Here is a 19,589-nt window from a genome sequence, read left to right on the forward strand (position 1 = left end):
TACGGCCGCTGCAGGACCGATGAGTACGCAAGTCTGGGCCATGATGGGGCCGTGACCAGGACGGAGCCGATGAGCCCCGGATCGCCGGTCGAGGAGGTCCGGCGATCCCAGCGGCGGATGTTCGGCCGCGACGCCGAGCTGGCCCGGCTGATGGCGCTGATCGGGCTGTCCGGGGAACCCCGGCAGGGCCGGCGCAACGTCGTGCTGACCGGCGAGGCGGGCATCGGCAAGTCCCGACTACTGTCCACGCTGGCCGAGACCGCGGCCGAGCGGGGCTGGCGGGTCGCCGTCGGCCAGTGCATGGATCTGGGTGACAGCCCGCTGTCGTACCTGCCGTTCGTCGACGTCTTCGGCCGGTTGACCGCCGATCCGCAGACCCGACAGCTCGTCGATCAACGGCCGGCCCTGCGACCCCTGATCGATCAGGCCGCCGACGACACGACGCCGCGGTTGGGTCGCAGCGCGTTGTTCGAAGCGGTACGGGTGACGTTGACCGATCTGGCCGCGGAGCAGCCGTTGCTGGTGCTGGTCGAGGACGTGCACTGGGCCGACCGGTCGAGCCTGGAGTTGATCAACTTCCTACTGGCCCGCCCGTTTCTGGCGCCGGTGACGATGATCATTTCGTACCGGACCGACGACCTGCACCGGCGGCACCCGTTGCGGCCGGTCGCGGCGGGCTGGCTCCAGCTGCCGACGGTCGACCGGATCGAGCTGGGCCCGCTCCCCGACGACGCGATCCGGCAGCTGGCCAGCAGCCTGCGAGCCGAGCTGTCCGACGACGGGTTGCGGCGAGTGATCGACCGGGCCGAAGGAAACGCCTTCTTCACCGAGGAACTGATCGCCGCCGGCTCGATGCCGCAGGGCGTCCCGGACGATCTGGCCGATCTGCTGATCCTGCGCGTCGACCGGTTGCAGCCGGCGGCGCGCCAGGTGGTCCGGTCGGCGGCGGTCGCCGGTCGGCGGGTGGGTCACGACCTGCTGCAGCCGGTCACCGGGCTCGACCCGATCGAGCTGGACGGGGCCCTGCGCGAGGCCGTCGAGCGGCACGTGTTGATCAGCGACGACCCGGACCACTACGCCTTCCGCCACGCCCTGCTGGCCGAGGCGGTCTACCAGGATCTGTTGCCGGGCGAGCGGGTCCGGTTGCACGGTGCGTACGTCCAGGCCCTGTGTGATCATCCGCGCGCGCCCGCCGCCGATCTGGCCCGGCACGCGCTGGCGGCCCATGATCACCGCACCGCGGTCCGGGCCGGGGTGCAGGCCGCCGACGAGGCGATGATCATGGGCGGGCCGGACGAGGCGCTGCGGCACTACACCTCGGTGATCGAACTGATCACCGATCCGTTGATCGACACGACCGAGATCGACCCGGTCGAGATCGTCTCCCGGGCCGCCTTCGCCGCCATCGCGGCCGGGGTGCCGGAGCGCGGCGTCGCGCTGGTTCAAGATCAACTCGAGCAGCTGCCGGCCGGTCACGACCCGATGGACCGGGCCCGGCTGCTGCACGCGCTGGCCGGTGCCGCCCTGATCACCGATCTGGGTGTCGACGCGCTCGTGGTGGCGTCCGAGGCGCTGACGCTGGTGCCGGCCGAACCGGACAGCGAGCTGCGCTGCCGGGTGCTGCGGATCCACGCCCAGGCGCTGGCCGACCGGTCTCGGCACGACGAGGCGATCCGGGTGGCGGAGGAGGCGTGCGCGATGGCCGACCGGCTCGGCCTGACCGAGGTGGCCAGCGACATGGCGGCGTTGCTGGCAGAGATCCAGGAGCAGCTCGGCAACACCGAAGCCTCCCGGGCGGCCCTGCGGCGGATCCTGGCCGAGGCCCGGCGGCGCGGCGACGCGACCGAGCTGCGCGCGCTGTTCCACCTGGCCGGCGGCCACTACGAGCAGGGCCAGCTGGACGAGGCGCAGCGGCTCTATCTGGAGGGCGCGACGCGGGCCGCCGAGACCGGGCGGCGCTACGCGCCGTACGGCATCGATGCCCGGCTGCTGGGCGGTCTGGTGGCCTACACCCGCGGCGACTGGGACGAGGCGCTCCGGATCGCCGACACCTCCGGCGAGAGCCCGCCGACCGGCCTGGACGGGGCCCTGGCCACGATCGAGATGCAGGTCGCCGCCGGCCGCGGCGACCCGGCCGGCCTGGCGTTGATGGAGCGGGCCCGCCGGGCCTGGCCCACCGACGTCCTGGTGATCATGCTCAGCGGCGGGGTGGCGGTCGAGCTGTGCGGATTGACCGGCGACCTGGACCGGACCTGGCGGCAGCATCAGGAGGCGGTCGCCGAGGTCACCGCGCACTGGACCGACCCGCAGGGACGGATCCGGCTCAGCGCACTGATGATCGGCATCGCCGCCGACCTGGTCCGCGGCGAACCCGACGAGCAGCAGCGTTGGACCGAGCGTGCCGACGCGTTGCTGGACGACGTGCGCGGGATCGTCGCCGCGGCCGAGGAGCGCCGGCCGCTCGGGGTGGAAAGCGCGGCGTGGCTGGCCCGGGTGCACGCCGAACGGCTCCGGTTGGACCAGCGGCTCGGGTTGCCGACGGACTCGACCGAGCTGGTCGAGCGATGGACGCGGACGGTCGAGGCCTTCACCCGCTTCCCGCACCTGCCCGAGTTGACCCGGAGCCAGGCCCGGCTGGCCGCCGCCCTCCGGCTGGCCGGCCGGACCGAGGCCGCGCGAGAGCTGGCGGGGCGGGCCCGCGAGGTGGCCGAACGACTCGGCGCCCGGCCCCTGGTGGCCGAGCTCGCCACCCTGGACCCGCGACCGGTCGATCAGTCGGCGGCCGCGCTGCTCACCCGCCGGGAGCAGGAGGTGCTGGCGCTGATCTCCGACGGCCTGAGCAACCGGGAGATCGGCGAACGCCTGTTCATCACCGGCAAGACGGCCAGCGTGCACGTGTCCAACATCATGACCAAACTGGGAGCGACCAGCCGGACCCAGGCCGCGACCCTCGCCCGGCGCCGGGGACTACTCGACCAGTAGCGCAGGGTCGAACGGCGCCGCGGGCGATCCGAGCGACCGCCGCAGAAGATTATCCGCAGAAATCTCCGACGAACTGTCGTGACGGCGTCGACGGCTCCGTACGAGGGGTGACAGCAACCCCACAGAGGAGCTCATCATGACCACGCAGACCCTTTCCTCGGCCCCCACCCGGGTCGCCTTCCGCGGGCGCAGCCGAGCCCGCACGATCGTCACCTGGGTGCTCCAGGTGGTCCTGGCCGCCGAGTTCGTGCTGGCGGGCGTCCCCAAGCTCACCGGCGACCCGATCATGGTGGCCATGTTCGACGCCCTCGGCGCCGGTCAGTGGCTGCGGTACGTCGTCGGCGCGCTCGAGGTGGCCGGCGCCGTCGGCCTGCTGATCCCGCCGCTGGCCGGGCTGGCCGCGATCGGCCTGACCGCCCTGATGCTCGGCGCGGTCGTCTCCAGCGTCACCGCCCTCGGCGCCAGCCCGGTGGTCCCGCTCGCCGTCGCGGTCGTGGCGGCCGTGGTGATCGTGCTGCGCCGGGACCGGATCGTCGCCACGGTCCGGGCCGTACGTCGGTACAGTGATCGCGCAGCGACGAGGAAGGCACGGTGACTTTCGTGAAGTACATGCTGATGACCTTCGGCGACGAGTCCGCCTGGGACTGGAGCGTCTGGCCGAAGGAACGGGTCAAAGATCATTTTCAGAACATGGCGGCCTTCATCGACGACCTGCAGAAGTCGGACGAGCTGGTCACCGGCCACGGATTGACCCCACCGTCCACCGCGTTGACGGTCGAGTTGCGCGACGGTCGGCCGGTCGCCTCGGACGGACCGTTCGCCGAATCGAAGGAAGTGCTGGCCGGCTTCCTGATCGTCGAGACCGAGTCCCATGATCGGGCGGTGGAGCTGGCCGGCCGGTTCGCCGGACTGGTGGAGCAGCGGGTCGAGCTGAGACCGGTCGACGAGGACGCCGGCGCCGAGTTCTGACGCGATGCCGGTCGGAACCAGCGGCTTCGAGGGCTTGCTGCGCGAGATCGCGCCGCAGGCCCTCGGCGCGCTCACCCGCCGCTACGGCCGGTTCGATCTCTGTGAGGACGCGGTCCAGGAGGCCCTGCTGGCAGCGGCGACGCAGTGGCCGGAGTCCGGGATCCCGGACAATCCAGCCGCCTGGCTGACCACCGTGGCCGGGCGCAAGCTCACCGACCTGATGCGCAGCGAGCAGTCCCGGCGGCAGCGGGAGCAGCGCGACTTCGTGCGCGAGGTCCCACCGGCGGCGCCGACGCCCGGCATCACCCGGCCGGAGGATCGCGACGACACCTTGATCACGGTGTTCCTCTGCTGCCATCCCGACGTGAAGGCTCCGTCCCAGATCGCCCTCACCCTGCGCGCAGTCGGCGGCCTCACCACGGCCGAGATCGCCCGGGGCCTGATGATCCCCGAGACGACCGTGGCGCAGCGGATCACCCGGGCCAAGCAACGGATCCTCGACTCCGGCGCCCGCTTCCGGATGCCCGAGCCGGCGGACCGGGATCACCGGCTGGCCGCCGTACTGCAGGTGCTGTATCTGATCTTCAACGAGGGTTACACCGCCTCCTCCGGCCCGGACCTGCAGCGGGTCGAGCTGGCCGACGAGGCGATCCGGCTGACCCGGCTGCTCTGGTCCCGGCTGCCGGACGAGCTCGAGGTCGCCGGGTTGCTGGCGCTGATGTTGATCACCGGGTCCCGCCGCGACGCCCGTGCCGACGATGCCGGTGACCTGATCCCGTTGGCCGATCAGGACCGGGCGCGCTGGGACCGGACCATGATCACCGAGGGGATCGCGCTGCTCGAGCAGGTGCTGCCGCGGCATCGCCCCGGCAGCTATCAACTGCAGGCGGCGATCGCCGCCTGCCATGCCGAGGCCGAGCGCTACGAGGACACCGACTGGCCCCAGATCGCGGCCCTGTACGGCGTCCTGGACCGGACGTCGGACGATCGGATGATCACGCTCAACCGGGCCGTCGCCGTCGCGATGGCGGACGGGCCGGCGGCCGGGCTGCGCCTGATCGCCGAGGTCGCTGATCATCCGCAACTGGCCGATCACCACCGGCTGTTCGCGGTCCGGGCCCACCTGCTCGAGCAGAGCGGGGACCACGCGGCGGCCCACCAGGCGTACCAGGAGGCGGCCCGCCGTACCCTCAGCGCCACGGAACGTCGCTACCTCCACTCCCGCGCCGCCCGCCTCAACCCCCCAACTTGTCAGACGCACACCACGTCATAGCGTGGTCTGCGTCTGACAACTCGGGGTTTACTCCGCTTCGATGGCGGCTACTCGGCGTTGGACCGAGCGGAGGCGGGCCAGGTCGAACTTCGGCTTGCGGTCGAAGAAGAAGATCCCGTTCTGCTCCTGGAACACGTCGGTCAACTGGGTGTAGCAGTAGCCGAACATGTTCGGGTCGTCCATCAGCACCTTGAGCAGGCCCTCGAACCGCTCGTAGAACTCCTCCTCGGTCCGCGGCCGGTCGCCGTAGCCCCAGGAGTCGCCCTGCTCGACGCCGGAGGCGGCGACGTCCGGGTTCCACCAGATGCCGCCGAACTCGCTGCAGAAATACGGCTGCCCGCGGTACGGCAGCGACCAGCGCCGCTCCGGTCCTTGATCATCCGGGTTGGCATACGGCTTGCCCTCGGCCAGCGGGGCCATGATCGCGGCGAACTTGGCCGGGTCCTGCTCATAGTTGTGCGAGTCGTAGATGTCGGTCTCGGCGACCCGGTGCGCGTAGCCGGAGGAGTCGATCACCGGCCGGCTGGTGTCCAGCGCCTTGGTGGCCAGGAACATGCCGCGGGTGACGTCGTCCAGCACCGTGATCTTGTCGTCGATCACCTGCCAGGTCTCGTTCAGCGGGCACCAGCCGACGATGCTCGGATGGGAGTAGTCGCGCTCGACCGCCTCCAGCCACTGGGTGACGTAACCCTGCGACGGCTGCTGATGATCGAACGGGCCGCGGCCGGTGGCGCAACCCCAGTCGCCGAACTCGCCCCAGACCAGATAGCCCATCCGGTCGGCGTGATAGAGGAACCGCTCCTCGAACACCTTCTGGTGCAGCCGGGCGCCGTTGAAGCCGGCGTCCTGGCTGAGCCGGATGTCGTCGATCAACGCCTGGTCGGTCGGCGCGGTCATGATCCCGTCCGGGTAGTAGCCCTGATCGAGCACCAGTCGCTGGAACAGCGTGCTGCCGTTGATCCGGACCTGCATGCCGACGATCGACACGCTGCGCAGGCCCGCGTAGCTGACCACCGAGTCGATCAGGTTGCCGTCGAGATCACGGAGCTCGATCACGATGTCGTAGAGGTACGGGTCGTCGGGCGACCAACGCCGGGCCCGTTCCGACGGCAGCCGGACCTCGGTCCGTGGGCTGAGATCAAGATCGGCGCGGACCGACCGGACCGCGACCGTGCCGGCGTCGTCGGTGATCGCGATCCTGATCATGGTGTTGTCGCGGTTCTCCGACAGCGGCAGCTCGAACTCGAACGAGGTGCCGGCGACGTTGGGCGTGATCCGCGGCCGCCGCAGGTGGTGCCGCGGCACCGACTCCAGCCAGACCGTCTGCCAGATGCCGGTGGTCCGGGTGTAGAGGCAGCCGTACTTCTCGAACCGGGTGGACTGCTTGCCCCGCGGCTGCGGGCTGTCCCGGTCGTCCCGAGCGCGTACGGTCAGCCAGCAGGGCCGGCCGGGCGTGACGGCGTCGGTGAGGTCGACCGTGAAGCCGGTGAACCCGCCGCGGTGCCGGCCGACCTCGACCCCGTCCACCCACACGGTCGCGTCGTAGTCGACGGCCTGGAAATGCAGCAGCACCCGATCACCGGACCAGTCCTCCGGCACGGTCACCTCGCGGCGATACCAGACCGCGGTCAGGAAGTCGACGTTGCCGATGCCCGACAGCTCCGACTCGGGCGCGAACGGCACCGTGATCATGTCCGGCAGGTCGCTGCTGACCAGGCCGCGTTCGAAGCCGCTGTCGCCCGGGTCCTGAGCGAACTGCCATTGGCCGTTGAGGTTCAACCAACGATCGCGGCGAAACTGCGGGCGCGGGTACTCGGCTCTCGGGATGTCGGTCACGAGGTTCCTTCGGTACGGATCGGGGACGGCGAACAGCAGCAACGGTCGTCTATCGTGGCAGACTCCGGCGGGCGCCGCGCGGCAGTCCCATGCATTCGTTCACTGATCACTGCGGCGGGCCTGGTTGGCGTCGGACTCCGGGCGAAGCAGACTTGCGGTATGACCGGACCAGGATCACGTCAGCGGCGAGCCGACCGGCCGAGACTGCGGTTGGTCGGCACCGCCCGGCGGGAGGTCATGCTGCCCTCGTCACTGGCGCCGGACCGGTTGGGCCGGCTGCGTCGCGGCGTCGCGGGGACCGGCGAACCGTCGTCGGTGATCCAGCCGTTCACCGGCGAGCCGCTGACCGAGCTGCCGACCTCGACTTCGGATGATCTTGATGCCGCGGTCCGCCGGGCCCGGGCGGCGCAGCAGTCCTGGGCCGAGGTGGCGCCACGGGAGCGGGCGGCGGTCGGCCTGCGGCTGCACGACCTGATCTTGGACCGGGCCGACGGTCTGCTGGACGTGATCCAGGCCGAGACCGGCAAGGCCCGCGGTCACGCCTTCACCGAGGTGCTGGAGGTGGCGCTGCTCTCCCGCTTCCTCGGCCTGGTCGCCGGGCCCGTGCTCACGCCGCGGTCGCTGCCCGGCGCGATCCCGATCTTCACCCGGGTCCGCCAGCGGCAGGCCCCGGTCGGCGTGATCGGCCTGATCAGCCCCTGGAACTACCCGTTCTCGCTCGGAGTCGGCGACGGCCTCGCCGCGTTGATCGCCGGGAACGCGCTGCTGCACAAGCCGGACGGTCAGACCGCACTGACGGCCCTGCTCGGCCGCGAGTTGATCATCGAGGCCGGGCTGCCGGCCGAGCTGTGGCAGATCGTCAACGGGTCGGGCGCCGAGGTCGGCCCGGCGGTGATCGACCGCTCCGATCAGGTGATCTTCACCGGCTCGTCTGCCACCGGCCGGCTGGTGGCCGAGCGGGCGGCGGACCGGATGATCGGGACCAGTCTCGAGCTCGGCGGCAAGAATCCGATGATCATCCGCGGCGACGCCGATCTCGGCCGGGCCGTGCCCGGGGCGGTCGCTGCCTGCTTCTCCTCGGCCGGACAGCTGTGCGAGTCGATCGAGCGGATCTACGTCCAGCGCTCGGTCGCCGACGAGTTCATCCGGCGGTTCGTGGCCGTCACCTCGCGGCTGCGGGTCGGGGTCGGATACGGCGACGACTACGACATCGGCTCACTCACCTCAGCTGATCAACTGGCCAAGGTCACGGCTCATGTCCGGGATGCCGTCGGCCGCGGCGCGAACGTGCTGACCGGTGGCGCGGCGGTGCCGGAGGCAGGCCCGTACTGCTATCGGCCGACGGTGCTCACCGACCTGCCGGCGACGGCCCGCTGCTATCGCGAGGAGACGTTCGGCCCGGTGGTCGCGATCACCGCGGTCGACTCCGACGAGGAGGCGATCACGCTGGCCAACGACTCCGAATTCGGCCTGAACGCGTCGATCTGGACCCGCGACGTGGCCGCCGGCCGGCGGATCGCGCGACGCCTCCGGTCGGGCAAGATCAACATCAACGACGGCTTCGCCGCCGCCTACGGCTCGGTGCACGCCTCGATCGGCGGCTGGGGCTCCTCCGGCGCCGGCCATCGGCACGGCCGCGAATCCCTGCTCGCCGTGACCCAGACGCAGACCGTCGCCGTCCAGTCGATCTTGCCGACCGGCGAGTTCGGCGCCTTCCGCGGCCGGCTCTACCGCCGCGGCATGACCGCCCTGCTCCGCGTGTTGAAGCACCTGCCCGGCCGATGATCGGCGAGTGTCGGGGAGCGAAGATCTCTTCGGCTGCCAGAATGCCTCCGTGCCGAATCGCCGTACCCTGCTGGCCGCCCTGGTGACCGTCCCGATCCTCGGCGCGTGCTCGGCCGGCCCCGGGCCGGCTGCTCGGCAGCTCAAGCTGGACAAGGTCTGGGAGAAGGTGATCAAGACCGAGGCCGGGCGTGGGGTCGCAGCGCTGGAGGACCGGGTGGCCCTGCTCGGTGACACCGTCGTCCTGGCGGAAGGCGCCGAGGCCGAACCCGAACGATTCACCGCCCTGGACGCCGCGACCGGGGCCCGCCGGTGGTCGCTCTCCGTCGGTTCGCCGATCACCGCGCCCACGGTCGGCCGAGTCCTCGTCGGCGGCTGCGGGAAGGAATCGCTCAGCTCGTTCGGCAGGATGGTGTCGAATCCCGTGCTGGAAGCCGCCGACGACATCTTGCCGCTCTCGTACGTGAGCGAGAGCGGCCCGAATGCGACCAGCGGAGTGGTCGGCGTCAGCCTGGCCACCGGGGCACCGGTCTGGGGGTTCGCCGCCACGACGGAGCGATCGAAGAGTCGCGCGGTGATCACTGCGGTGTCCAGCGAGGTCGTGATCATGGTCGTCGCGCCGGGATTCGGGCCGCACTGGCCGACGCCCGAGCAGGAGGTGAGCACGATCGCCCTCGACGCCAGGACCGGGGAGAAGCTCTGGTCGGAGCCGGATCTCGTCGGCCTGGCGGCCGACGGCGAATCCGTGGTGGCAGCGAAGGGCGACCGGCGCTCCGATGCCCGAGCCGTCTGGACTCCCCGCGTGTTGGACGCTCGGACCGGCGAACCGCGCTGGACCGGAGAGCACGAGCTCGATGAACCGACCATGATCTTCGCCACCGCGGCCGACTACACCGTCATCTGGCCCTCCCGTCCCACCATGGGCGAGTACGAGATCGTCCAGCTCTCCACCGGCCGACGGATCGACTATCCCGAGTTGCCGCCGCCGACCCCGATGGCGACCGACTCGCCCTTGCTCGTCTGGGACACGGGGGTGGACTGGTGGTCCCGCGGCCCGAACGGTTTCCTCACCCAACGGCTTCCGGAAGGGAAGCCCGAGCAGGGCCGGCGCAGGCCGGGCGGGCTGGAATTCGAGCCCGCGATCGGAGTCGGCCCCCATCTCTGGGGCAGCTACAGCAGCAACCAGTCGACCTCCGACAGCGAGGTCCCCCTGATCGGCGTGGTCGCGGTCGATCGCACCGGCGGCCCGCGATCGCCCAGTGTGAAGGGAATCCTGGTCGGCGTGAACGATCGCTGGTTGGTCGTCGCCGGGTCGGCCGGGTTCGAGACCCACCGGATCACCCCGGCCTGACGCGGCCGGCCGGAGTGCCGACGCGGTTTCAGGACCGGCGGGGCCGAAGGTTGTGGTTGCCGGCAAACAGGTTGTCCGGGTCGTAGCGATGCTTGATCAACTCCAGCCGTCGGCGGGTCTCGGTCGGATAGATCGCGGCCACGTCCGCCTCCGTCGCTCCGGTGAGGAAGTTGGCGTAGGCACCAGTCACGTGTGGAGCCAGCCGTTGCCACAACGCCGCCACGCCGGGGCTCGCCGCCTCGATCACCGGCGGCGGGCCGGCGAGGATGGTCACGATCATCAACTCGGCCTGCCGGTGCGCGTAGGCCGTGGCGTCGTCGGCGACCCGGGACACGGCGCCGCCGAGGCCACGGATCGCGATGAACGGCGACCGGCCCGAGGTGCCGACCTCGGCCAGGAGCTCCAGCACCTGCGGCACGGACTCCTTGTCGACAAAGGCATTCCGGGTGATCAACTGCAGCCCCGGCGGCAGCGTCTGGCCCTCGACCAGCACGTCGCCGTACGGTCGCAGTGTCACGTCGTCGGTGATCACCGGGCCCAACCGGCGGATCGGATCGAGGATCCGGTCGGCGAGGTCGGGATCATCGGTGTCCACGGCGACGTGCACCTGCACCGGTGCCTCGGGTCCACCGGCGATCGGGTTGGCCAGATCGGCAATGGCGGTGAGTTCCGGCGGTGCCGCGCGGAGCAGCTCGGCCCATCCCTGGAGCACCCGGGCCGCCTGGTCGGCCGGGAACGTGATCTTGCCGAAGTGCACGTCGGTGGTCCGGTGGGCGGCGAACTCGAAGGCGGTCACGATGCCGAAGTTGCCGCCGCCGCCGCGCAGCGCCCAGAACAGGTCGGCCTGATCATCTACGCTTGCCCGCACCAACTCGCCGTCGGCGGTGATCACCTCGGCGGCGACCAGGCTGTCCAGCGCGAGACCGTGCTTCCTGACCTTCCAGCCGATGCCGCCGCCCAGCGTCAACCCGCCGACGCCGACGCTGCGAGTGTCGCCCGACGAGATCGCCAAACCGTCCGGGGCCAGCACATCCACGACCCGGCCCCAGGTGGCGCCGCCGCCGATCCGGACCAGGTGCCGCTCCGAGTCGATCACCTCGACGTCGGTCAGTTCGCCGAGATCGATCACGACCCCGCCGTCGTTGGTGCCGAAGCCGGGGAACCCGTGACCACCGCCGCGGACGGACAACGGCTGACCGCTGCCGGAGGCGAAACGTACCGCCTGTTGCACGTCGACCGCGGTCCGGGGACGAAGGACGACAGCCGGGCTGCCGGTGGTCAGGGTCGTCCGGCTCACCGCCGGATACCGATCGCTGGTGGGGTCGATGATGTCTCCGCCGAAGTCACGGTGGAGGAGTTCGAAGGTGGCGCTCATGATCATTTCCTTCCGGGTCAGCTGAACGCTCACAAGACGCCGCCGCTCGGGCCGATGTGACCGATCCGCGATGTGACCTAGCTCACTGGTCGTGGGGTGTCACACCGGCGTGACCGGTGGAGTCTTATGGGAGAACCGCCGAGCGAGAGGAGCACCATGTCCAGCAGTCCGGACGCCGCCACCGAGATCTTCGTCGAGCACCGGAATCTGCTCTTCACGGTGGCCTACGAGCTGCTCGGCTCGGCCGCCGATGCCGAGGACGTGCTGCAGGAAGCGTGGCTGCGGTGGGCAAGAGTTGATCTTGACGAGGTGCGGGACCCGCGGGCCTATCTGGTCCGGATCGTCACCCGGCAAGGGCTTGATCGGCTGCGCCTGCTCGGCCGGCGCCGGGAGTCCTACGTCGGACCGTGGTTGCCGGAGCCGCTGCTGACGTCCCCCGACGTGGCCGACGACGTCGAGCTCGCCGAGAGTGTGTCGCTGGCGATGCTGCTCGTGCTGGAGACGCTGTCGCCGACCGAGCGGGCCGTGTTCGTGCTGCGGGAGGTCTTCGCCCTCGGCTACGACGAGCTCGCCGCGGCGGTCGACAAGACCCCGGCCGCGGTCCGGCAGATCGCGCACCGGGCCCGGGAACACGTGGCCGCGCGTCGACCGCGCGGCGAGGTCTCCCGGGAGGAGGCCGGCGTCGCCCTGCAGGCGTTCCAGCGGGCGGTCGAGACCGGCGACCTGCAGGGTCTGGTCGACCGGCTGGCCCCCGATGTGGTGCTGCTCGGCGACGGCGGTGGCGTCGTCCCGGCCACCCTGGAGCCGCTGGTCGGCGCCGATCGGATCCTCCAGCAGTTGTCGCTCCGGATGCCGATTCCCGGCCTCGAGTCGATCGAACAGGTCATGATCAACGGCTGGCCCGCCCTGGTCCTGCGGGGCGACGGCAAGATCAACACCGTCCTGACCCTGCGCCTCGACGGGGCTCTGGTCACCGGTATCTATCTGGTCCGCAACCCCGCGAAGCTCTCCCGCCTCGCCCAGCCGACCATGATCACCCGGAGCCCGGCGGGTCGGTGATCCCACCTCGCCGAGTGGACGCTCACGCCAGTCGAAAGCGGCCGCAGCGTGGCCAACCGGTCCACTCGCCGTGTCCATCGGCCGTCGGTGGTGGTGTCGCGGACTTTGGCTGGTGGTCGGGCTGGGTGCCGCGCCGAAGGGTTGGCGGATGGAGACCTTTCGGCGGCAAAAGGGGGGGTGGTTCTGGCGTCGGTCACGTTTGGCCGGCCGGCCGCCGGTAGGCGTTGTCGTCGAGTGTGACGATAGCGACCTCGAAAGGGCGGACCTGCGTCGTTAAGGTCACACTCGGTGCGCGGATCCCAGGAATCAGGGCGCTTCCTTGCCGGTGATCAGGCTGGGTGCCGCGCCGTGGCGGCGAGGGGCAGAGAACCTTCGGCGGCAACGGAGCCAGTCCGGCGTCCGACCGGCCGGACCTCCGGCTGCCGGTAGCGGGTTCGCCGAGTGGCGACTTATCCACGTCGAAAGGCCGTACGCACGTGGACAACTCACCACTCGACGCCGCTGGAAGGCAATCGGGGCGGGCCCAACGTCAGGGGCGCCCTGAGCCGCCCCAGTTGGCGCCAAGAAGGTCTCCGAAGGCCGAACGTGACGCGCGAGGCTCGCATCCAGACGCGCAAGAATCCGGGCTGAATCACGCCAGCCCCAAGGCTTCGGCCGGGCTCATTCGAACACCCCGCTCCAATCGAACGTGGGTCCAGCCGCCAGCTAGGTGGTGACCCGGTCCATGGCGTCGGGGTGGGGGCCGATCCGGGCGTCGGTGTTGAGCGCGGTGATGGCGGCGAGGTCGTCGTCGGAGAGTTCGAAGTCGAAGAGGGCGAAGTTCTCCTCGACTCGGCTGCGGGTGACGGACTTGGGGAAGACGATGTCGCCGCGCTGCAGGTGCCAGCGCAGGGTGACCTGGGCGGGGGAACGGCCGAGGCGCTCGGCGATGCCTTTGATCACCGGGTCGTCGGCGACCTTGCCCTTGGCGATCGGCGCCCAGGCCTCGGTGGCGATGCCGTGCTCGGAGTCGTACGCCCGGACCGTGTCGTTGGTCAGGTAGGGGTGCGCCTCGATCTGGTTGATCGCCGGCACGGTGTCGGTCTCGGCGGCGAGTCGATCCAGATGGGCGGGCTCGAAGTTGGAGACGCCGATGGCGCGGACCTTGCCGCCGGCCAGGATCTCCTCCATCACCCGCCAGGTTTCCACGAAGTCGCGGACCGTCGGCAGCGGCCAGTGGATCAGGAACAGGTCGAGGTAGCCGAGATCGAGCTCGGCCAGCGTCTGCTCGAACGAGGCCAGCTGGTCGTCCCGGGTCAGGTGCGGGTTGTTGAGCTTGCTGGTGACGAAGACGTCCTCCCGGGCCAGCCCGGACGCGCGCACCGCCTCGCCGACGCCGCGCTCGTTGCGATACATCTGCGCGGTGTCAAGGTGCCGGTAGCCGATCTCCAGCGCGGTCAGCGTCGCGTCCTTGGTCTGCTCCGGCGGGATCTGATAGACGCCGAACCCGAGCTGCGGGATCGTGACGCCGTTGTTCAGGGTGATCTCGGGTACGTCCGTCATGATGATCAGCTTAGCGTCGCGAACCTTTTCGCCGACCGGCGGTCGGAGTGATCACGTACGCGGTCGGGCTGACGCCGCCGAAGGTCAGCACCCGTTCCCGGATGATCTTGATCCCGCCGGTGCGCTGCAACGCGTCGAGGAACAGCCGCTTGTCGTCGGTGAGCAGCACCGCCCGGCCGCGGGGATCAAGGATCCGGGCGACCTCCCGCAACGCCGCCGGATAGAGCTTCTCGTTGGACCGGTGACTACCGACCCGTTTGCCGAACGGGAGATTGGCCAGCACCCGGTCCGCGCTGTGATCACCGAGCTCGATCCGCTCCGCCGGACCGGCGCGCAGGGCCGCGGTGACGCCGAACCGCTCCAGGTTGATCGTCGCCAGCCGGATCGCCTCCGGATCGAGGTCCGAGCCGGTCAACCGGGTCCCGGGCTCGCCCAGTCCGGCCAGCAACAGCAGCGTGCCGCTGCCGCAGAACGGATCGACGACCCGGTCGCGGGCGCCGATCTTGGCCAGCCGGACCAGAGTCGCGGCGAGCACCGGCGTGCTGGACCAGGGCAGCCGTTCCAGCCGGCCGAAGCGCCGGGTCCAGTGCAGTGGGCCGAGCTCGGCCAGCCAACGCTCGCCGTACCGGGTGAGATTGATCAGCCAGTCACTCGGATCGTTGACCCAGCCGAACCCTTCGACCAGCCGTTCGGTCAGCGCGGCACGGATCTCGGCCGAGTCGTGCCCGACCCGGAAGGTCGCCGGTCGGTCCGCCGGGACCAGAGTGTTGATCATGCCGCCGGCTATCGAGGCGGTCAGCGGCGCCAGGTCCGGCTCGGCCGCGTCACCGAGCGGCAGGGCGGCCGCGGAGAACAGCCGCTGCCGGGGCAGCAGTTCCGGGTCGCCGGCGAGGGTGCCGGTGACCCGGCGCTCGGCCACGGTCAGCTCGGTCAGGCCGGTGTCCCGGAGTTCCTCGACCAGGAGTTCCTCGGCACCTCCGATGGTCCGGAACTCCAGCCGGTCGGTGATCATGCGGTCGCCGCCGAGCGGCGCCGACGTCGCTCGGCCAGCCGTGACTGGGCGAAGCGTTGGACGACGAGGGTGATCACGCCGGCCACGATGATCGCCACCAGGTTGATCAACAACTGCAGGGCCGATCCGCCGGCCTCCTGGGGCACTCCGTACGCGATCGCCACCGCCGCGTTGGCCGCGGCCGGGATGGTGGTGACCGAGATCAGCACGCCGACCAGGGCGCCGGACTTCTGCGCGGTCAACGACAGCATGCCGGCGATCCCGGCCAGCAGGCCGATCACCCAGGACAGGGCGTCCGGCTGCCAGATGAAGCTGGTCAGCGGCCGTGGATCGAGCAGCATGCTCCGGTCGATCAGGCCGAGCGCAGTCAGGAGCAGCGTGCAGCCGACGGTGATGATCATGCCGAACAGGAAGCCGCCGAGCAGGGTCAGCGCGGCCCTGCTGATCAAGGACCGGCGCAGTGCGACGATCCCGGTGCACAGTGCCGCCAGCGGCCCGAACTCCGGACCGACCACCATCGAGCCGACGATCAGGATCGGCTGGTCGAGCAGCACGCCGATGCTGGCGATGATCATCGCCACGCTCATGAACACCAGGTACGTCCAGCTGACCCGACCCTCGTCGCCGGACCGCTGCTGGATGTCGGACCAGATGATCGCGTCCGCCGGATCGCCCGGGGTCCGCTCCACGGCCAGCTCGGCCGAGGTGGACAGGGTCAGATCGACCTGCTCGACGCTGATCCCGCCGTGCTCCTCCAGGCCGAGCCCGCGCAGCCGTTCCAGGATGTCTTCGGCGCCCTCACGGGCGATGTCGCAGCTGATCACGTCGCCGACCGGGCGTTGCGCGGCACCGGTCAGCACGAACAGGTGAGTCACGGCCTCGTCGTCGCGGAGCAGCTCCAGGGTCCGCTCGGTGAGCGAGCTCGGCGAGATCACGCGTAGATGCAGCATGGGTCCCTCCACTCCTCGATTCGCCGTACAGAATCGCATACCCTCCGACGTGTCAGGACCGGGCGAGTCGAGAGCTCCGGCGGCGGCCGGGATTCGAAGGAGGCGGGCATGATCGCCAGCGACGATGCGGCCGAGGTGCTGTGGCGGCCCGATGCCGATGCGCTGCAGCGATCCCAGGTGGCCCGGTTCCGGGACTGGCTGGCCGGGGAGCGGGAGCCGCGGTTCGCCGACTACGCCGCGCTGCATCGGTGGAGCGTGGACCAGTCCGAGGATTTCTGGGACGCCGTTTGGCGGTTCTTCCGGCCCGGGGTCGACCTCGGTGCGGACCGGATCCTGGCGGACCCGCGGATGCCGGGAGCCCGCTGGTGTCCCGGCGCCCGGGTGAATTTCGCGGCGGAGCTGTTGCGGCCGACCGACGGCGAGTCACCGGTCGCCGTGATCGCCATCGACGAGCGGCAGCAGCCGGTGGAGATCTCCCGGGACGAGCTGCGCCGCCGGGTGGCCGGGCTGGCCGCGACCCTGCGGTCGGCCGGCATCGGACCCGACGACTGCGTCGCCGGCTACCTGCCGAACGTCGCCGAGGCGGTGATCGCGCTGCTCGCCGCGGCCAGCGTCGGCGCCACGTGGACCTCCTGCTCGCCCGACTTCGGGGTCGAGGCGGTGCTCAGCCGGTTCGAGCAGGCCGAGCCGTCGGTGATCATCGTGGCCGACGGTTACCGCTACAACGGCAAGGTGTTCGACCGGACCGCGCAGGCCCGCGAGTTGATCACCGCTCTCCCCGAGTTGCGGCTGGTGATCACGATCGACCTGCTGGCCGGATCGCTCCCTGAGCCCGTCGAAGGGCAGACCACAGTCGTCGATCATCTGGTCGACTGGTCCGGCCTGGCCGTCGATCACCGGGCCTGGCCGGAGGCGGTCGCGCCGGAGGCCGAGCTGACCTTCGCCGAGGTCGAGTTCGATCATCCGTTGTGGGTGCTCTGGTCCTCCGGCACGACCGGGAAGCCGAAGGGGATCGTGCAGTCGCACGGTGGGATCGTGATGGCGGTCTTCGCCTCGATCGGCCTCGGCTCCGACGTTCGCGCGGATGATCGCTATTTCGTGGTCACCTCGGCCAGCTGGATGATGTGGAACTATCTGGTCGGCGGGCTCGGTCTCGGCGCGACGGTGATCTTGTACGACGGCAGCCCGGCCGCGGCCGATGGCGACGCGGTGTGGCAGATCGCCGAACGAACCGGGGCCACCGTGCTCGGCATCGGCGCGGGCTATCTCGACGCCGGCTTCCGGGCCGGCAAACGGCCCGGCGCCGATCATGATCTGAGCCGGCTGCGGGCCATCCTGCAGACCGGCTCGACGCTGCCGGCCGACGCCTGGCGATGGGTCTCCACGGCCGTGTCGGATCGGTGCTGGTTCGCTTCGGTCAGCGGCGGTACGGACATCTGCGCGGTCCTGGTCGGCGCGTCCCAACTGCTGCCGGTGCACGCCGGCCGGATGGCCGCACCGTACCTCGGCGTCGACCTGCACAGCTGGGATCCCGACGGCCACGACCTGATCGGCACCGAGGGCGAACTGGTGATCACCAAGCCGCTGCCGTCGATGCCGATCGGGCTGCTCGGCGATCCGACCGGCGAGCGCTACGCCGAGACCTATTTCGATCTCTTTCCGGGCGTCTGGCGACACGGGGACTGGATCACGATCTTTCCCGACGGCACTGCGGCGATCTCCGGCCGATCGGACGCAACCCTGAACCGGCAGGGCATCCGGATGGGCTCGGCCGATCTCTACGGCGTGGTCGAAGGGGTGCCGGGCGTCGCGGACAGCCTGGTGATCGGCGTCGAACTGCCCGACGGCGGCTACTTCCTGCCGCTGTTCGTGGTCACCGAGCCCGGAGTTGATCTTGATCCGGCGCTGCTCGACCGGATCCGGACCGAGCTGCGGACCCGGCTGTCACCGCGGCACGTTCCGGATGCCATCGTCGAGGTGCCGGCGGTGCCGCGGACACTGACCGGGAAGAAGCTCGAAGTGCCGGTGAAGCGCATCCTCCGCGGCGCCGACCTGGCGGCGGTGAGCGGCGGTCGCGGCTCGATCACCCATCCGGAGATGCTCGACTGGTTCGCCCGCTACGCCCGCACCGAGCCCCGCCTCACCCCCTGAATGCCGACTTGTCAGAACTGAGTTGTGCCCTGACACAACTCAGTTCTGACAAGTCGGTGAAGGGTTGTACGATGCTCATATGTCGAGACATTTTGTCTTGGAATATGAGACTCCATGAAAACGGAGATCAGCGCCGGGCGGCGGTGGGCGTTGCTGGCGGTGAGCATGATCGCGCAGGCGGCCAGTGCCTTCTTCAGTCACGGCGTGGCGTTCCTGATCCCTGAGCTGCAGGGTCGGCTCGGGCTGACCCTGGTCGAGGCCGGGGTCGTGGTGGCGATGCCGACGATCGGGATCATGCTCACCCTGCTCGCTTGGGGGGTTGCGGTGGATCGGTTCGGCGAGCGGCGGGTGCTGGTGATCGGGACCGGGCTGACCGCGGCCTGCGGAGTCGGCGCGGCCCTGTCCAGCTCGATGATCATGCTCAGTGTGTTCCTGCTGTTCGGCGGGATGGCGGCGGCCAGCACCAACGCCGCCAGTGGTCGGGTCGTGGTCGGCTGGTTTCCACCTCAGCGGCGCGGTCTGACGATGGGGATCCGGCAGATGGCTCAGCCGCTCGGGGTCGGGTTGGCCGCGTTGAGCGTCCCGACCATCGCCGCTGGCTACGGGGTCAGCGCGGCGCTCTGGCTGCCCGCGATCCTGGCCGCGGTCGCGACGATCCTGTGCCTGGTGGTGGTGATCGATCCGGTCCGGCTGGCGCGGACGGATCCGGCGGCGGCCGAGCAGCTGGCGAATCCGTATCGGGGCAGTGGATTCCTGTGGCGGATCCATGCTGTGTCGGTGCTGCTGGTGGTGCCGCAGTTCATGGTCTGGACGTTCGGGCTGGTCTGGTTGATCACCGACCGCGGCTGGTCGCCGGGGGCTGCCGGGACCTTGATCGCGATCACCCAGTTGCTCGGCGCGCTGGGGCGGATCGCGGCCGGTCAACTGTCGGATCGGGTCCGCAGTCGGCTGCGGCCGCTGCGGTGGGTGGCGATCGCTGCCGCGATCACGATGCTGCTGCTGGCGGCCACCGATCAACTCGGCTGGTCGGTGGCGATCGCGGTGCTCGTGCTGGCGACCGTGATCACGGTCGCGGACAACGGCCTGGCCTTCACGTCGATCGCCGAGGTGGCCGGACCCTTCTGGTCCGGCCGGGCCCTCGGTGCCCAGAACACGGCGCAGTTCCTGGCCGGTTCGCTGGTCCCGCCCGTGCTCGGCGGGGTGATCACCGTGCTCGGCTATCCGTTGGCCTTCGCCCTGACGGCACTCTGCCCGATGATCGCCGTCCCGCTCGTCCCGGTGCGGCAGGAGAGGACGATCGCCTGAGT

At 70.4% G+C, this 19,589-nt stretch carries 14 protein-coding genes; 9 read left to right on the forward strand and 5 right to left on the reverse strand.

From position 1 onward, the window contains the following. The first annotated feature begins 51 nt into the window (after nucleotides 1-51). The 4 genes from FNH24_RS05150 (at nucleotide 52) to FNH24_RS05165 (ending at nucleotide 5,224) form a co-directional block, all read left to right on the forward strand. Nucleotides 52-2,982: a helix-turn-helix transcriptional regulator gene (locus FNH24_RS05150; RefSeq protein WP_152361069.1), complete on the forward strand. Its 2,931-nt coding sequence runs from the start codon at nucleotides 52-54 to the stop codon at nucleotides 2,980-2,982. Nucleotides 2,983-3,118: 136 nt separating this feature from the next. After that, nucleotides 3,119-3,577 carry a DoxX family protein gene (locus FNH24_RS05155; RefSeq protein ID WP_152361070.1) on the forward strand — a complete coding sequence of 153 codons (459 nt, stop codon included), beginning with the start codon at nucleotides 3,119-3,121 and terminating at the stop codon, nucleotides 3,575-3,577. Further along, nucleotides 3,574-3,951, forward strand: coding sequence for a YciI family protein (locus tag FNH24_RS05160; RefSeq protein WP_152361071.1), 378 nt, complete (start codon nucleotides 3,574-3,576; stop codon nucleotides 3,949-3,951). The genes FNH24_RS05155 and FNH24_RS05160 overlap by 4 nt, the downstream gene beginning before the upstream one ends. Before the next feature lie 4 nt (nucleotides 3,952-3,955). Next, entirely contained in the window at nucleotides 3,956-5,224 is a 1,269-nt protein-coding gene (locus FNH24_RS05165; RefSeq protein ID WP_152361072.1) for an RNA polymerase sigma factor, read from the forward strand. A 27-nt stretch (nucleotides 5,225-5,251) separates the two neighbouring features. On the opposite strand, the gene FNH24_RS05170 is transcribed toward FNH24_RS05165, so the two are convergent. After that, a complete protein-coding gene (locus FNH24_RS05170; protein ID WP_246186751.1) occupies nucleotides 5,252-7,003 on the reverse strand; it encodes a glycoside hydrolase family 2 protein in 1,752 nt (583 codons plus the stop codon). Between the two features lie 216 nt (nucleotides 7,004-7,219). Here FNH24_RS05170 and FNH24_RS05175 point away from each other — a divergent pair, with 216 nt between their 5' ends. Then, on the forward strand, nucleotides 7,220-8,845 hold the full coding sequence (locus tag FNH24_RS05175; RefSeq protein ID WP_152361073.1) for a succinic semialdehyde dehydrogenase: 1,626 nt from the start codon (nucleotides 7,220-7,222) through the stop codon (nucleotides 8,843-8,845). Between the two features lie 49 nt (nucleotides 8,846-8,894). Beyond that, nucleotides 8,895-10,193 carry an outer membrane protein assembly factor BamB family protein gene (locus FNH24_RS05180; protein WP_152361074.1) on the forward strand — a complete coding sequence of 433 codons (1,299 nt, stop codon included), beginning with the start codon at nucleotides 8,895-8,897 and terminating at the stop codon, nucleotides 10,191-10,193. 28 nt (nucleotides 10,194-10,221) lie between these two features. Here the strand turns inward: FNH24_RS05180 and FNH24_RS05185 are convergent, their stop codons facing one another. After that, nucleotides 10,222-11,568, reverse strand: a complete 1,347-nt coding sequence (locus FNH24_RS05185) for an FAD-binding oxidoreductase (protein ID WP_152361075.1) — start codon at nucleotides 11,566-11,568, stop codon at nucleotides 10,222-10,224. 156 nt (nucleotides 11,569-11,724) lie between these two features. On the opposite strand from FNH24_RS05185, the gene FNH24_RS05190 reads away from it, so the two are divergent. Continuing rightward, a complete protein-coding gene (locus tag FNH24_RS05190; protein ID WP_152361076.1) occupies nucleotides 11,725-12,627 on the forward strand; it encodes an RNA polymerase sigma-70 factor in 903 nt (300 codons plus the stop codon). 705 nt (nucleotides 12,628-13,332) lie between these two features. Here FNH24_RS05190 and FNH24_RS05195 read toward each other — a convergent pair. From FNH24_RS05195 to FNH24_RS05205, 3 genes are read right to left on the reverse strand one after another with little or no spacing between them, the layout of a single operon-like run. Next, nucleotides 13,333-14,169 carry an aldo/keto reductase gene (locus tag FNH24_RS05195; protein ID WP_152361077.1) on the reverse strand — a complete coding sequence of 279 codons (837 nt, stop codon included), beginning with the start codon at nucleotides 14,167-14,169 and terminating at the stop codon, nucleotides 13,333-13,335. Nucleotides 14,170-14,179: 10 nt separating this feature from the next. After that, nucleotides 14,180-15,181: a methyltransferase domain-containing protein gene (locus FNH24_RS05200; RefSeq protein ID WP_152361078.1), complete on the reverse strand. Its 1,002-nt coding sequence runs from the start codon at nucleotides 15,179-15,181 to the stop codon at nucleotides 14,180-14,182. After that, nucleotides 15,178-16,131, reverse strand: coding sequence for a DUF389 domain-containing protein (locus tag FNH24_RS05205; RefSeq protein ID WP_152361079.1), 954 nt, complete (start codon nucleotides 16,129-16,131; stop codon nucleotides 15,178-15,180). Before FNH24_RS05205 ends, FNH24_RS05200 begins: the two co-directional genes overlap by 4 nt. Before the next feature lie 108 nt (nucleotides 16,132-16,239). Between FNH24_RS05205 and FNH24_RS05210 the strand changes: the two genes are divergently transcribed. Together FNH24_RS05210 and FNH24_RS05215 are read left to right on the forward strand one after the other, a co-directional pair. Continuing rightward, a complete protein-coding gene (locus FNH24_RS05210) occupies nucleotides 16,240-18,282 on the forward strand; it encodes an acetoacetate--CoA ligase (protein ID WP_152361080.1) in 2,043 nt (680 codons plus the stop codon). A gap of 114 nt (nucleotides 18,283-18,396) precedes the next feature. After that, the gene (locus tag FNH24_RS05215; protein WP_152361081.1) at nucleotides 18,397-19,587 is read left to right on the forward strand and encodes an MFS transporter; all 1,191 of its coding nucleotides are present in this window, start codon (nucleotides 18,397-18,399) and stop codon (nucleotides 19,585-19,587) included. Nucleotides 19,588-19,589: the final 2 nt, after the last annotated feature.

The organism is Microlunatus speluncae, from assembly GCF_009299835.1.
Lineage (GTDB): Bacteria > Actinomycetota > Actinomycetes > Propionibacteriales > Propionibacteriaceae > Microlunatus > Microlunatus speluncae.

Bases quoted from the DNA above. Each gene is read 5' to 3' on its own strand.
- FNH24_RS05195 (WP_152361077.1), bottom strand. From the start codon at position 14,169: ATGACGGACGTACCCGAGATCACCCTGAACAACGGCGTCACGATCCCG.
- FNH24_RS05200 (WP_152361078.1), bottom strand. From the start codon at position 15,181: ATGATCACCGACCGGCTGGAGTTCCGGACCATCGGAGGTGCCGAGGAA.
- FNH24_RS05185 (WP_152361075.1), bottom strand. From the start codon at position 11,568: ATGAGCGCCACCTTCGAACTCCTCCACCGTGACTTCGGCGGAGACATC.
- FNH24_RS05210 (WP_152361080.1), top strand. From the start codon at position 16,240: ATGATCGCCAGCGACGATGCGGCCGAGGTGCTGTGGCGGCCCGATGCC.
- FNH24_RS05165 (WP_152361072.1), top strand. From the start codon at position 3,956: ATGCCGGTCGGAACCAGCGGCTTCGAGGGCTTGCTGCGCGAGATCGCG.
- FNH24_RS05155 (WP_152361070.1), top strand. From the start codon at position 3,119: ATGACCACGCAGACCCTTTCCTCGGCCCCCACCCGGGTCGCCTTCCGC.
- FNH24_RS05215 (WP_152361081.1), top strand. From the start codon at position 18,397: ATGAAAACGGAGATCAGCGCCGGGCGGCGGTGGGCGTTGCTGGCGGTG.
- FNH24_RS05190 (WP_152361076.1), top strand. From the start codon at position 11,725: ATGTCCAGCAGTCCGGACGCCGCCACCGAGATCTTCGTCGAGCACCGG.
- FNH24_RS05175 (WP_152361073.1), top strand. From the start codon at position 7,220: ATGACCGGACCAGGATCACGTCAGCGGCGAGCCGACCGGCCGAGACTG.
- FNH24_RS05205 (WP_152361079.1), bottom strand. From the start codon at position 16,131: ATGCTGCATCTACGCGTGATCTCGCCGAGCTCGCTCACCGAGCGGACC.